Annotated in this window: 17 protein-coding genes and 1 tRNA gene; 5 read left to right on the top strand and 13 right to left on the bottom strand. The window is 63.0% G+C overall.

Annotated elements, in window-relative coordinates; all coding sequences use genetic code 11:
• The 3 genes from MOV75_RS10550 to MOV75_RS10540 form a co-directional block, all read right to left on the bottom strand.
• Positions 1-176 (bottom strand): biotin carboxylase N-terminal domain-containing protein (locus MOV75_RS10550; protein ID WP_247005622.1); only part of this gene is annotated, 176 nt, incomplete at its 3' end.
• Between the two features lie 4 nt (positions 177-180).
• Entirely contained in the window at positions 181-1,785 is a 1,605-nt protein-coding gene (locus MOV75_RS10545; RefSeq protein WP_246922550.1) for a carboxyl transferase domain-containing protein, read from the bottom strand.
• Between the two features lie 24 nt (positions 1,786-1,809).
• Entirely contained in the window at positions 1,810-2,982 is a 1,173-nt protein-coding gene (locus MOV75_RS10540; RefSeq protein ID WP_246922548.1) for an isovaleryl-CoA dehydrogenase, read from the bottom strand.
• 111 nt (positions 2,983-3,093) lie between these two features.
• On the opposite strand from MOV75_RS10540, the gene MOV75_RS10535 reads away from it, so the two are divergent.
• On the top strand, positions 3,094-4,122 hold the full coding sequence (locus MOV75_RS10535; RefSeq protein ID WP_246922547.1) for an AraC family transcriptional regulator: 1,029 nt from the start codon (positions 3,094-3,096) through the stop codon (positions 4,120-4,122).
• A 12-nt stretch (positions 4,123-4,134) separates the two neighbouring features.
• On the opposite strand, the gene MOV75_RS10530 is transcribed toward MOV75_RS10535, so the two are convergent.
• From MOV75_RS10530 to MOV75_RS10515, 4 genes are all read right to left on the bottom strand, one after another.
• On the bottom strand, positions 4,135-5,514 hold the full coding sequence (locus tag MOV75_RS10530; RefSeq protein WP_258719530.1) for a toll/interleukin-1 receptor domain-containing protein: 1,380 nt from the start codon (positions 5,512-5,514) through the stop codon (positions 4,135-4,137).
• 268 nt (positions 5,515-5,782) lie between these two features.
• Complete coding sequence (locus MOV75_RS10525; RefSeq protein WP_246922543.1) at positions 5,783-6,079, bottom strand: DUF3551 domain-containing protein; 297 nt, start codon at positions 6,077-6,079, stop codon at positions 5,783-5,785.
• A gap of 217 nt (positions 6,080-6,296) precedes the next feature.
• Positions 6,297-6,791: an Lrp/AsnC family transcriptional regulator gene (locus MOV75_RS10520; protein ID WP_246922541.1), complete on the bottom strand. Its 495-nt coding sequence runs from the start codon at positions 6,789-6,791 to the stop codon at positions 6,297-6,299.
• Positions 6,792-7,158: 367 nt separating this feature from the next.
• On the bottom strand, positions 7,159-7,464 hold the full coding sequence (locus MOV75_RS10515; RefSeq protein WP_246922539.1) for an ETC complex I subunit: 306 nt from the start codon (positions 7,462-7,464) through the stop codon (positions 7,159-7,161).
• A gap of 255 nt (positions 7,465-7,719) precedes the next feature.
• Here MOV75_RS10515 and MOV75_RS10510 point away from each other — a divergent pair, with 255 nt between their 5' ends.
• Positions 7,720-8,895 (top strand): OpgC domain-containing protein, encoded by a 1,176-nt coding sequence (locus MOV75_RS10510; protein ID WP_246922538.1) that lies wholly within the window; start codon positions 7,720-7,722, stop codon positions 8,893-8,895.
• A gap of 62 nt (positions 8,896-8,957) precedes the next feature.
• Here the strand turns inward: MOV75_RS10510 and MOV75_RS10505 are convergent, their stop codons facing one another.
• The gene (locus MOV75_RS10505; protein ID WP_246922536.1) at positions 8,958-9,152 is read right to left on the bottom strand and encodes a hypothetical protein; all 195 of its coding nucleotides are present in this window, start codon (positions 9,150-9,152) and stop codon (positions 8,958-8,960) included.
• 312 nt (positions 9,153-9,464) lie between these two features.
• Here MOV75_RS10505 and MOV75_RS10500 point away from each other — a divergent pair, with 312 nt between their 5' ends.
• Positions 9,465-9,614, top strand: a complete 150-nt coding sequence (locus MOV75_RS10500; RefSeq protein WP_246922534.1) for a hypothetical protein — start codon at positions 9,465-9,467, stop codon at positions 9,612-9,614.
• Positions 9,615-10,051: 437 nt separating this feature from the next.
• A complete protein-coding gene (locus tag MOV75_RS10495; protein ID WP_246922532.1) occupies positions 10,052-10,264 on the top strand; it encodes an RNA-binding protein in 213 nt (70 codons plus the stop codon).
• Between the two features lie 74 nt (positions 10,265-10,338).
• On the opposite strand, the gene MOV75_RS10490 is transcribed toward MOV75_RS10495, so the two are convergent.
• The 4 genes from MOV75_RS10490 to MOV75_RS10475 all read right to left on the bottom strand — a co-directional run bounded on the left by MOV75_RS10490 (position 10,339) and on the right by MOV75_RS10475 (position 12,752).
• Positions 10,339-10,415, bottom strand: a tRNA-Pro gene (locus tag MOV75_RS10490).
• Positions 10,416-10,512: 97 nt separating this feature from the next.
• A complete protein-coding gene (locus MOV75_RS10485; protein WP_246922530.1) occupies positions 10,513-10,998 on the bottom strand; it encodes a DUF192 domain-containing protein in 486 nt (161 codons plus the stop codon).
• A 131-nt stretch (positions 10,999-11,129) separates the two neighbouring features.
• On the bottom strand, positions 11,130-11,792 hold the full coding sequence (locus tag MOV75_RS10480) for a cold-shock protein (protein WP_246922528.1): 663 nt from the start codon (positions 11,790-11,792) through the stop codon (positions 11,130-11,132).
• A gap of 198 nt (positions 11,793-11,990) precedes the next feature.
• A complete protein-coding gene (locus MOV75_RS10475) occupies positions 11,991-12,752 on the bottom strand; it encodes an NAD-dependent protein deacetylase (protein WP_246922559.1) in 762 nt (253 codons plus the stop codon).
• Between the two features lie 181 nt (positions 12,753-12,933).
• On the opposite strand from MOV75_RS10475, the gene MOV75_RS10470 reads away from it, so the two are divergent.
• The gene (locus tag MOV75_RS10470; RefSeq protein ID WP_247005620.1) at positions 12,934-13,161 is read left to right on the top strand and encodes a hypothetical protein; all 228 of its coding nucleotides are present in this window, start codon (positions 12,934-12,936) and stop codon (positions 13,159-13,161) included.
• 64 nt (positions 13,162-13,225) lie between these two features.
• On the opposite strand, the gene MOV75_RS10465 is transcribed toward MOV75_RS10470, so the two are convergent.
• Positions 13,226-13,433: hypothetical protein (locus tag MOV75_RS10465; protein ID WP_247005618.1), on the bottom strand; the 208-nt coding region annotated here is incomplete at its 5' end.

The raw sequence follows: 13,433 nt of genomic DNA, 5'->3' as shown, positions 1-13,433 counted from the left end.
AGCAGCACGGCTTCATCCGCGAGCGCGACATGCATCGCGTCGCGGTCGGCCTCGGAATAGACCGCGACCGTGCGCAGGCCCATGGCGCGGGCGGTGCGGATGACACGGCAGGCGATCTCGCCGCGGTTGGCGATCAGGAGCGTGCGAAAACGCCGGTAGAGCTTTGAGCGGTCCATCGCATCACATCCTGAACAGGCCGAATTTCGTCGGTTCGATCGGCGCATTCGACGCCGCCGAGAGGCCAAGGCCGAGCACCAGCCGCGTGTCGGCGGGATCGATCACGCCGTCGTCCCACAGCCGCGCGGTCGCGTAATAGGGATGCCCCTGGCTTTCATATTGCGCACGGATGGGCTCGCGGAATTTATCTTCCTCTTGCTTCGACCAGCTATCGCCCTTGGCCTCGATATTGTCGCGCCGAACCTGGCTCAGCACCATCGAGGCCTGCTCGCCGCCCATCACCGAGATGCGTGCGTTCGGCCACATCCAGAGGAAGCGCGGCGAGTAAGCGCGGCCGCACATGCCGTAATTGCCGGCGCCATAGGAGCCGCCGATCACGACGGTAAATTTTGGCACCGAGGCGGTCGCGACCGCCGTCACCAGCTTGGCGCCGTCGCGCGCGATTCCGCCGGCCTCGTATTTCTTGCCGACCATGAAGCCGGTGATGTTCTGCAGGAACACCAAGGGAATGCCGCGCTGGCAGCACAGCTCGATGAAATGCGCGCCCTTCAGCGAGCTCTCGCTGAACAGGATGCCGTTGTTGGCGATGATGCCGACCGGATGGCCCCAGATATGGGCGAAGCCGCACACCAGCGTCGTGCCATAGAGCTTCTTGAACTCGTCGAACTCGGAGCCATCCACCACGCGCGCGATGATATCGCGCACGTCGAACGGCTTGCGACCGTCGACGGGCACCACGCCGTAGATCTCCTCCGCTGCGAACAGCGGCTCGCGCGGCTCGTGCATATTGAGGTTCGGCCGCACCGACGGTTTCAGCGTGCCGACGATGCGCCGCGCGATGCCGATCGCGTGCGCATCGTTCTGTGCGTAATGGTCGGTGACGCCGGATTGACGCGAGTGCACGTCGGCGCCGCCCAGCTCCTCGGCGCTGACGACCTCGCCGGTCGCGGCCTTCACCAGCGGCGGACCACCGAGGAAGATGGTGCCCTGGTTGCGCACGATGATGCTCTCGTCCGACATCGCCGGAACATAGGCGCCGCCGGCTGTGCAGGAGCCCATCACGATCGCGATCTGCGGAATGCCAGCTGAGGACATCTGCGCCTGGTTGTAGAAGATGCGGCCGAAATGGCGCTCGTCCGGGAAGATCTCGTCCTGCAGCGGCAGGAAGGCGCCGCCGGAATCGACCATGTAGACGCAAGGGAGGTTGTTCTGCCGCGCAATGTCCTGCGCGCGCAGATGCTTCTTTACCGTCATCGGGTAATAGGTGCCGCCCTTGATGGTGGCGTCATTGGCGACGATCACACATTCGCGGTCCGCGATGCACCCCACCCCGGTGACGACGCTCGCCGAATGCACGTCGCCGCCATAGAGGCCATACGCCGCGAGCGGCGACAGCTCCAGGAACGACGTGCCGGGATCGACCAGCAGGTCGACGCGTTGCCGTGCCAGCATCTTGCCGCGCGCGGTGTGGCGGTTGCGCGAGACCTCGCCGCCGCCGCCGGCGACCTGACTGAGCTTTTCGCGCAAGTCCGCGACGAGGGTGCGCATGGCCTCGGAATTGCGCGCAAAGTCTGATGAAGACGGATCGATGCTGGAATGGAGCGGCATGATGATTCCAATGAGGTGAAAGTTTTAAGCCGTCTCGGCCATCAGCTCGCGGCCGATCAGCATGCGGCGGACCTCCGAGGTGCCGGCCCCGATCTCGTAGAGTTTTGCGTCGCGCCAGAGACGCCCCACAGGGAATTCGCTGGTGTAGCCGACGCCGCCGAGCGCCTGGATCGCCTCGCCGGCCATCCACGTTGCCTTCTCCGCGGAATAGAGGATCGCAGCAGCCGCATCCTTGCGCAAGCTGCGCGCGTGGTCGGCGCGGTCGCACGCGCGGCCGACCGCATAGACATAGGCGCGCGTGGCCTGCCAGGTCGAATACATGTCGGCGAGCTTGCCCTGCATCAGCTGGAAGTCGCCGATCGGCTGACCGAACTGCTTGCGCTCGTGCATGTAGGGCACCACCGCGTCCATGCAGGCCGCCATGATGCCGAGCGGGCCGCCAGAGAGCACCGCGCGCTCATAATCGAGGCCGGACATCAGCACCTTGACGCCCTCGCCCACCTTGCCCATCACGTTCTCCTCCGGCACCTCGCACTCGTCGAAGAACAAGGGATAGGTGTTGGAGCCGCGCATGCCGAGCTTGTCGAGATGCTGGCCGTGGGTAAACCCCTTGAAGCCCTTCTCGACGAGGAAAGCCGTCATGCCGCGCGGGCCTGCCTCCGGATCGGTCTTGGCGTAGACGACCAGCACGTCAGCGTCGCCGCCATTGGTGATCCACATCTTCGAGCCGTTGAGGACGTAGCGGTCGCCGCGCTTGTCGGCACGCAGCTTCATCGAGACGACGTCAGAACCGGCGCCCGGCTCGGACATCGCGAGCGCGCCGACATATTCGCCGGAAATCAGCTTCGGCAAATAGCGCTGGCGTTGCGCGTCATTGCCGTTGCGGCGGATCTGGTTGACGCAGAGGTTGGAATGGGCGCCATAGGACAGCCCGACCGCGGCCGAGCCGCGCGAAATCTCCTCCATGGCGACGATATGGGCGAGATAGCCCATGCTCGAGCCGCCATATTGCTCCGGCGCCGTCATGCCGAGCAGGCCGAGGTCGCCAAAGCGCTTCCAGAGGTCTGCCGGGAACAGATTGGCCTTCTCGATCTCCGCGGCACGCGGAGTGATCTCCGCCTCCACAAAGGCGCGCAACGTGTCGCGCAGCAGGCTGATGTCTTCGCCCAGATCGAAATCGATGCTCGGGATGTTCAAGGCGATTCCTCCGTATTTTGGGGACCAAACCTAGCGGGGTCAGGGCCCATCTGCGGTCGAAAAGGTTGCATTTTCTGCCAAACTTGGCGAGGATTTTCCTTGGGAGTTCCGATGCCTTTTCAAGCCGCAACCGCGGTCCCGCGCCGCGCCGTCACCCCCGCCGCCTTTGTCCGCGGCGTGGTTGCCGCCTACGCAAGATACGGCCGGGATCCGGCCGAGGCGCTCAGCCGGGGTCAGGTAGCGCCAGACCTTGTCAATTCTCCGGATGGGCGGGTCACGGCCGCCCAGTTCGAGGCCCTGGCAGGCCATGCCATGCGTGAGCTCGACGACGAGGCGCTGGGCTGGTTCTCACGGCGCCTGCCCTTCGGCACCTACGGCATGCTGTGCCGCGCCTCGATCACGGCGCCGACGCTCGATATCGCGCTCAAGCGCTGGTGCCGGCATCACCGCCTGCTCACCGAGGACGTGCTGCTCGATCTCGAGGTTGGCGAAGAGACCGCTATGGTGTCCATCCGGGAGCTGCGCGATCTCGGGCCGTTGCGCGAATTCTGCCTCGTCACCCTGCTCCGCTACGTGCTCGGCTTCTCCTGTTGGGCGGTGGATTCCGCGATTGCGCTGCGTGCGGCAGAATTCCCGTACTCCGAGCCCAACCATGTCTCGGTCTATCCGACCATCTTTTGCCGGAGCATCCGCTTTGACGCGGACTGCGCCCGCATCGTCTTCGACAAGCATTATCTGTCGCTGCCGCTCACGCGCAGCGCCGCCGATCTCGACAACATGCTCAAGGGCGCGCTCAGGCTGACCGTGCTGCCCTATCGGCGCGACCGGCTGCTGGTCGAGCGTGTCCGCCGCGTGCTCCGCAATGCGCGCGGACGTAGCCTCGGGGCCGAGGACGTCGCGAGCGAGCTTGCGCTCTCCACCCGCACCATGCATCGGCGGCTGCGCGAGGAAGCAACCTCGCTGCGCGATCTCAAGGAAGAGGCAAAATTCGAACTGGCAAAACAGGAGCTGATGCGTGGCCGCACCCCGATCAAACGCATCGCGGAGATCGCCGGATTCCGCAACGAGAAGAGCTTTTCGCGCGCCTTCCGCAGCTGGACCGGCGCTAGCCCGCGCGAATTCCGCGGCCGCTATCGGTGAGGCGCGCAGGCCTCACGCCGCCGTCTCGACGTCCGAACCGGTCAGCGCCTTGACGGCGTCTTCGAGCGCCTTGGCATTATCGGTCAATTGCTGCTCGGATAGCTTCATCATCTGTGCGACGCGCGCGCAGCTCCGCGACAGGAATTCGATGTTGAGCAGCCGCATGGCCTTGATGATCGTGCGGTAACGTTCGACATCCGAACCGACAAGGCCCGGCCGGATGACGGTTTTTCCATCGGTCGACAGCCCCAGCGATTTGTACATCTCGCGTTCCAGGATCGGCCAATCGTCGAGCAGACGCGACATCTTCTCGCTTTCGACGTCGTCGAATCCCGCCAGAAAATCTTCCGTACTGAAATTGCCGCGTGTCCGCGATTCAACCGTCAGATCCTCGATCACGCGTGGGATCTGCTGGATCCGGCGCTCGCGCTCGTCGGACGATAGCGCGTCGGCGGAGAATTTCTGGATGATCTCGGACCTGAACCGGTAGCCCATGCGGATGGCGGTCAATAGCGAGAGCAGCTTGCTCGACAATCCGGTCAGCGGCCCGCCGACCTCCTCGATCGCCAGGAATTCGCAGCGATAGTCGCCATCGCCCTGGACACGAGCTCGGTGCAGCAAGGTCCGGTAGCGCCGGCCGCCGCGCCCGATCAGCACGGCCTGCGGCGCAATGAACTCGTTCTCGCGCGCCGCAAGCAGTATCTGCGCGGTTTCCTCAAGCCATTTGTAGACGAAGTTCTGCCTTCCAGTTTCCGTATTTGCCAGCTTCTGGACCTTGCACCAGAGCACGGACTGCGCCTGGATGGTGAAGAGATCGCCGAGCACATTGTCTTCGCCGGTGAACTGGGCCGCAGGTGGAATCTGCCCATGGGCGAGTTCGGCGTCGGATGCCACGAAGTGTACGCGCGGATAGCCGTCGAATTCGCGAATCTCGCCGAACAGACCGCTATCCAGCTTGCCGACCAGCCCGCGCAACTCGTTGGCATCGACGTCGATGGCGTTCCTCTCGAAAACGCCGATCAACTCCCTGATGAGTTGATCCTTGCTCGTCAGCATCTGCAAGTGGCTGAGCGGACCCGGCGGGTTCACGTTCGGGCGGATCAGGCAGAAGATCCGGCGATCGGTGGCTGCCGGCTTTGCGGCGGCAAAATATCCGGCTTCATAAAAGCACCAGGACCAGTCCTCGTAGGGCGCGCCGTAAAGCAGAAACAGGCTTTGCGCTGTGCGAAGATGATGCTCGATAGAGGGCCGCCATTCATTGCCGCGCGGGATGTCCTCCGAAATGAAGACATCGATTTGTCCATGCGAAGCGGTTTCAATGACCTTCTTCATCGCACGGGCTGTCCGGCCGTATTCAGACCGGTGGCTGATGAAAATCGGGTTGGGAGCCATGACGCGCTTCCCCTGGGTACAATCCGGCCCATTTACAATTCGGGCGATCTCTGGGAAGCATGGACCCGCGCAGATTGCTGCTCTGTGAAGGAGTTCACACGGCCGCATCTAATTTTGGGGCCGACGTACTTACGCTTCAGCATTGCCAGGGGCTGAGGCTTGCGCTGAGACGTGCACGCGATCTCGCGCGCCTCTCATGAATTTACGGCCCCCGAGATAAAAACCTCGGAGGCCGCAACCCCCTCGAAACCGGGTTCGAATTCGGGCGTCAGTTGGAGTTGGTCTGCGCGCCGGGTCGAAGCTTGGTGCGCGACTGCGAGTGCTTCGGCTGATAAGCGAGAGAATCGTTGGTGCTCTTCGCACCGCTCTGCGAACACACGCCGCCGATACCACCGGCCGCAGCGCGGCAGGTCTCCATCGTCGGATAGCCGCAACCGTGAGCGGCCTGGGCGCCGTTGGTGATGCAGTATTCTTCCGCCTGCGCGGCCGGCGCGGTCATCAAGAGAAACGCGGAGGCGAACAGCGTCGCAGTGGATGCGACGAACGTCTTCGAGGTCGAGGTCATCTTGTCTTTTCCTGCTTCAGGGTCCCACAAAAGAGTCCTCGGCATGCGACGCAGGCTGAGGGTTCACACCTGGCATCTAGGCGGCGCACTGGTTCCGGCAAACACGGTTCGGCGCATTGCAGGACTTCGTAAATCACATGTCACAGTTATGTGAGCTACTCAGTTTTTGTGACGGTGTACTGCTTTTATGAGCCGGCACGCCGGGAGCGGGTGTCCCCTAACCCGCCGACGCAGCTGCCGCGACGTCCTGCAACGGCAGCGGGGTATCCTTGGCAACCCCCAACACAGGGAAGCTGCGAACGTTCTTCACATCAGGCATTGCTGCGAAATGCAGCAGCTGCCGGTGCATGCTCTCGACGCTCGGCGCCACGCATTTGAGGAGATAGTCGGTGTCGCCTGAAATCCGCCAGCACTGCTGGATGCGCGGGATCGCAGCGATCGAGCTCTCGAACGCCTCCAGCACCGGCTGGGCCTGGCTGCCGAGCTGGATCGAGACGAACGATACCACCTCATAGCCGAGCCGCCGCTCGTCGATGACGGCGCGCACCGCCCGGATCACGCCGCGGCTGAACAGCGATTTCAGCCGCCGCAGGCAGTTGGGCGCGGAGACACCGACGCGCAGCGCCAGCTCGTTGTTGCGGATACGCCCGTCCGCTTGCAGCTCCGAGAGGATCTTCAGATCGACGCCGTCGAGCTGGTCACGCCCGGCCATACCCCAACCTCGTCATGGTCGTGTCATGCGAGGCAGCGAAGCACGCGGGAGATTTGGTGCCAAGGGCGATTGGAGGCCGGGACTTACATTCGCCAGGGCGTGTCAACTGTTTACGAACGATCGTGCAGCCCCGAATCCAAGACCGTAAAGCTTAGCCGTTTGCCGAGTGGCTTGCGTCGAATTTTGGCTAGCCCGCGCTCGACACAATAGCTGGCTACCGGAGATGGCCTGCCGTCGATCCTCATTAGCCCGCTGTGCGAGCCCCGACGCTCGGCGTTGAGCCAGCGCAAAAAGGGCATCGCCGCGCATGCTTCTTTCGTTTGTCGCTGCTCATGGCGTGTTCTCGGACCAGGCGTCTGCCGCCCCCTCAATGCGTCCAGGGCTCGCCGCGGCGGAACGAGAAATTGTCGGCATAGGCGACCGGGCGACGGATCGAATCCTGCGGCTCGATCACCTGGTAGGCGATGCCCTTGCGCTCGCAATAGGCGATCGCCTCCTCCTTGGAGGGGAAGCGCAGCGTGATCTGCTGCTTCATGTCACCTGACGACGTCCAGCCCATCAGCGGCTCGACCGAACGCGGCAGCTCCGGTTCGTAGTCGAGCTGCCATTCCCTGGTCTTGGAGCGTCCGGATTGCATCGCGTTCTTGGCGGGCTTGAAAATCCGTGCGGTCATTAGCGGTCCGGCCTCTTCGTCTTTATCGTTCGATTTCGATGCGTCACGGTAGCAGTTGGTGGAAACCTCAGGGATAGTATAGAGACACCGATTGGGAACTGATCGGTGATTCCGGGGCCCCGGCACCCTCGCCTACGGTATAGTCATTATGCTGCACCGTGACAATTGCGTACCCGCCTTCCGCGCTGGGGTCCCGCCCGGCGGCACTGGCTTGCCGACATCAGTGTAACCGTCCCCTCCGAGAGCTCCCGTCGCATGTCCTTCCTGAACATCAACGCCACGCTCCCTGACAAAGGCCGTGACCTCAGGCTCGACCTGTTTCGAGGGGTCGCGAATTGGGCGATCTTCCTCGACCACATTCCGGACAACGTCGTGAACTGGATCACGACGCGCAATTACGGCTTTTCCGACGCCGCGGACCTGTTCGTCTTCATCTCCGGCTACACCGCCTCCTTCGTCTATGCACGGATGATGCTGGACCGCGGCTTCCTCGTCGGCGCCACCAGGCTCACCAAGCGGGTGTGGCAGCTATACGTCGCCCACATCATCCTGTTCGTGATCTATATCGCCTCGATCAGCTATCTGGCGCTGCGCTTCGGCGATTCCGAGATGATCAACGAGTTCAACGTCGCCGGCCTCGTCGACAACGCCACCGAGACGCTTCGCCAGGGCCTGTTCCTCCGCTTCAAGCCGCTCAATCTCGACGTGCTGCCGCTCTACATCGTGCTGATGGGGCTGTTTCCGCCGGTGCTGTGGTTCATGCTGCGCAAGCCCGACCTCACGATGGTGCTGTCGATCGTGCTGTGGCTGGTCGCGCGTCACTTCGGCTGGAATCTGAACGCCTATCCGGCCGGCCAGTGGTACTTCAACCCCTATTGCTGGCAGGTGCTGTTCGTGTTCGGCGCCTGGTGCGCGATGGGCGGCGCGCGCCGCTCGATGACGCTGATCAACGCGCCGGTCACGCTCTACCTCTGCCTCGGCTATCTCCTGTTCGCGCTGGTCATGACCATGGCCGGCCGCTTCCCCACTTTCGGCGGCATGTTTCCGGAGTGGCTGTTTTCGGCCTTCAACCCGAACGACAAGACCAACCTCGCGCCCTATCGCTTCATCCACTTCGTCGTGATCGTGATCCTCGTGATCCGCTTCGTGCCGAAGGAATGGCCGGGGCTCGAATGGAAGGTGTTCGATCCCTTGATCGTCTGCGGCCAGCAGTCGCTCGCCGTGTTCTGCGTCGGCGTGTTCCTGTCCTTCGTCGGCCATTTCGAACTGTCGATGAGCTCGGGCTCGCTGCTCGCGCAGATCTTCGTGAGCGTCGCCGGCATCGCGATCATGACGACGGTGGCCTATTACATCTCGTGGTCGAAGAAGCAGGACAAGCCGCTGAAGCCGCCGCCGCCCAAGCCGGGGGCAACCGCGACGAAGGCCGCCTGAGCCGGGAGCGCTGCCGTTCTACGCTGACGCGCGATGTTGGCTCATTCCAGGCTCATTGCGCTTCAGGCCGCTTCCTCGCCGTCGAACTCGGTGAATTTCCTGTAGATCCAATCGCGGCCGTCATGACGGCGCCAGACCTTGCCGACCACGAGCTGCCCGTTGATCGAGCGGCGGGGCACGATCACGGTCCAGAGGTGCCAGATCTCGCTCCAGCTCGATTGCGGATCGGCGGTTTTGAAGTTGCGATCGAAAGACATGGCGCAGAACTCACAGGATACGCGCGCTGCGACGAACCGTGACCTTGTGTGAGCACGAATTGCAGGTAGCCCATCGCGAGCCGGAATCGATCTGATAACGATCGCCAAGGCTGCCGCAACAACCGCTCATCCTTAACCTAACCGATCAACCTTACCTCTCGTGGCTTCGGACCGGAATCGGTTGAAAAAGAGCGTCGATCTTTTTAGAGTGTTTCGTGATTTGAGATGGCCGCGCCAGGCGCGTGGCAATTTGATTGAGCTGACGTCACATTTTGTAATTGAATTTCGAGACGATTCGTCGGGACGACCAAAATGAATTTGCACTATGCACGTCTGCGCCTGGCGCTGCGAATGATGGCGGTCGCAAAGACGCCGGCGCAAGAGGCGCCGCAAGCCGCCAACGACAACCAGATGGTCTGGCCGTTCGTCCCGTTTCCGCCGGGCTGGCACGCCTCGGGTTGATCGGCCGGATCTGACAAAAATGGCGTCCGAAAAGCGCAACGCCGCGCAAGCGGAATATCATCGCTTGGCGGCGTCCGTTTAGACATTGGGCGCTGAAATCCCCAACACACATATGTCTTTGGCGACAGCCAAAGGTTCGATGCGGCGTCGGCAATTCTGCCCCAGTCTCAGGCGCGCCGCGATCGGATCAGGGGCCGGCGCTTGCGCTTGACGCAGCCTGGGCATCGGACTGAAGCGTGCGTCGCGCGCCTCGTCGAGGTCTGGACGCTCGGTCATGCCGATGCGGGCAGAATTCCATTGTCGCGCCCTTCGCCGGACAGCAACCAATCACTGCGCACCGCGTTGCAGCTTTTTCCCGTCCATCAGGGGCATCCGAGGTGTCCGCGATCCGCGCGCGCCCGCCTGCCCTCATGTCCATGTGAGCTGGAGCGCGGCCGGTGAATTTTCGTGAACGAGCCGAAACCAATGAACAGCAGGCAGCAGGGCAAGCGTGCCACGTCGATACGCCTGAGAAAGTCGCCGAGACGCCGGAGCCCGGAAGCTCTCTGCTCGCGTTCTGTGGGCTCGGCATTGCGGGGATAGCGATGCTGGGCTGGATCTGCGCCCTCGCCTGGATCGCCTGGCGCCTGGTCAATTGGCTCTTATTCTGAACGCAGCGCCGGGAAGCCAGAGGCTCAAGCCGGTGGGCATCGGGCTTGAAGATCCCCCGGGGGGAGGTCGGGACTGGTCGGGGCAGCTGGATTCGAACCAACGACCTGCAGTACCCAAAACTGCCGCGCTACCAGGCTGCGCTATACCCCGAATGTCCGGCGAGCCCCGTCGATACACGCTTCCAAAGGCGCCAGCAAGCTTACAGACTCGCGCCAGCAAGGCTGGCAACGCCCCTCGCCTGCCCGCCCTATTTGCTGCCGAACAGCGGGTGGCCGACGCGGTCGCCGGGGCGGATGCCGTATTTCTGCGCCGTTCCCGCCACCACCTCCAGCACGGCCCGGGCGGGCCCCCGGGACGAGATGATCTTCGTCGACATCGGCTCGGTGTTCTCGGCGATGCGCAGGATGCGGCCGTTGGCGCCGATGAAGATCATGTCGAGCGAGACATAGGTGTTCTTCATCCACATCGAAATTTCCTGCTCGGGATTGAAGTCGAACAGCATGCCTCTGCCGTCGGCCAATTCCTTGCGGTACATCAGGCCGGTCTGCTTCTCCTCCTCGGTCGTCGCCATTTCCACCGAGAACACCTGCACCCCGTTCTTGGTGACGATCTCCAGCGGCTGGAAGCTGGCGGCGCCGGCGGGCACGCTGGCGACGGCACAGCCGGCGATGACGAGGATGGCGGCAAGCCAGCCCTTCAGAGCGGACCAGACAGCGTTCCGATCAAGATTCATGGGTGACACTCGAGGCGTGGGACGGGAACCAGTCCTTACGCGGCGATCGCCTGAAAAGCCAGAGGCGCGCCGGCCTGCCAGCGCGCCTCTGCTCACGATTGCGGGACCCGTAATAGCGGCAGTAGGCGCCCTTAGTGCGACTGCAATCCCGGCGATCCGGTCTCGGGATGGATCTCGGCCGCCATCATGCCCTTGGAGCCGGGCCCGAAGCGGACCAGAACATACTGGCCGGGCCTGAGCTCGGTCATGCCGAAGCGGCGCAGCGTCTCCATGTGCACGAAGATGTCGGGCGTACCCTCGCCGCACGTCAGGAAGCCGAAGCCGCGCAGCCGATTGAACCATTTGACCTGGGCCCGTTCCAGCCCGCTGGTCGCGGTGACCGTGACATGGGTGCGCGGCGGAAGCATCTGCGCCGGATGGATCGCGGTCGACTCGTCCATCGAGACCACGCGGAACGCCTGGTAACCCTTGGCGCGCTGAATGCACTCGACGACGATGCGGGCGCCTTCATAGGCGGTCTGAAAGCCGTCGCGCCTGAGCACGGTAACGTGCAGGAGCACGTCCGGCCAGCCATTGTCGGGAACGATGAAGCCGTAGCCTTTGGAGGCGTCGAACCATTTGATGACGCCATGGACTTCGACGAGATTGGCGCTGGCCTCACCCAACCCGCTGAAGGGACTGAGCGCACTGTCGCGACCGGCGCTGCCGTGTTCGCCCGGCGCGATCCGCCCGGACGATACTCCCTGCCCGGGAACTCCGAGCTTCTTCGACTCAAATCCGTCCGACGACCCCATAACCCCGGACCCCACACTGCCATGCAACCCGCCACATTGGCGGCGCTCGAATCACGCGTCTTAAGAGAATGTTCTCAATTGGACGCGACGCGAATCTTTCGACTCAAAAGATAACACTCCCGGTTGCGAGGCATAGATAAAAAAGAGATTCGCCGGAACCTATGAACAGCTTGCACAGCCGCGAATCAAACTGATGCCTCAATTGCCAGCAAAGGGACCGAGCGTTTCGCCGATGTCGTGGTGGATGACGAGGTCGGCGATGTCGTCCTGTTCGGTCGGCTCGCGATTGATGATCACCAGACGTGCACCGGCGTTCTTCGCCATCATCGGAAAGCCCGCCGCCGGCCAGACCACGAGCGAGGAACCGATCGCGATGAAGAGGTCGCAGGCGCGCGACAACGCGGTCGCGCGCTGCATTTCCTCGTCCGGCATCATCTGGCCGAAGGAGATCGTGGCGGTCTTCACCGGCTCCTCGCAGACGGTACAATTGGGCGCGACGCCGTCGCCGTCGAAGCGACGCTTCACCCAGTCGAGCGGATAGGCCTGTCCGCATCCGATACAACGCGCATAAGTGGTATTGCCGTGAAGTTCAACCACGTGCTCGCCGGCGAAGCCGGAGGCCTGGTGCAGATTGTCGATGTTCTGGGTAATGACGGCGGGAATTTTGCCCGCGCGGTAGAGCGAGGCCAGCGCGCGATGGCCGCGGCCGGGCTTCGCCGCCGCAAAGACCTCCTCCATCGCAAAACGGCGACGCCAGGATTCGTCTCGCGCTGACTGGCTCGCGACGAATTCGTCGAACGGGATCGGACGGTTGCGCGTCCAAATTCCGCCGGGCGAACGGAAGTCGGGAATGCCGCACTCGGTCGAGATGCCGGCGCCGGTGAAGGGCACGATGGTCCTGGCCTCGGCGATCATGTCGCCGAGCCGTTCAACGCCGCTCTGAAGATCCGATGCAATCAAATCGCGGCCTCCCGATTCGTTTTTGCCCTGGCAGCAACATGCGCAAGCGGCAAGATTGTTGACGCTCTTATCAAGCGCTAACGCAATGCGCTCGGCAATTTTTTCCGGCCTTCGCATATCACAATCCTGCAATGCCTCGTCCCCATTGACGCCCCATTCAGGAGGATCAATGGATGTGTGAATGCGACTCAAGATGATGCGGCGGCAGTACTTGAGCTCAGTAGTAGAAACCGAGGGGATGGCCATGACCGAAGACGAAGAACGCAAAGCCCGTGAGCGCGATGAGATCGCCGCCCGTGTTGCCGCCTTCCGTGCCACGCAGGAAAAATTCAAGCGTGAGCGCGAGGAGTATTTCGTGTCGACGCTAGAGAACGCCCGCAAGGTCGAGCGGCCCTCGCTTTGGCCGTAAGATACGCCTGATCGATGCGCATGAAAAAAGCCCGGAGCATCGCCCCGGGCTTTTCGCTTGCCACTTACCAATGGCGCCAGTGGTGGTGGTGCCGGTAGTAAGGGCCGCCGCCGTAATAGGCGTAGGGGCCAGACCCGTAATAGTAGCCGGGCCCGTCATAATAGCCGTAACGGGGACCGTAATAGCCGTACGGATGCGACGCTGCGACCGCTCCCGCGGTGATCGCGCCGGCGGCGAGGCCGAATGCGAGGCCCGGACCGATGCCGAAGAAG

It is taken from the genome of Bradyrhizobium sp. PRIMUS42 (assembly GCF_023006515.1).
Lineage (GTDB): Bacteria > Pseudomonadota > Alphaproteobacteria > Rhizobiales > Xanthobacteraceae > Bradyrhizobium.
Note: the sequence above shows the minus strand (reverse complement) of the source record. Positions and strands in the feature narration are given on the sequence as shown.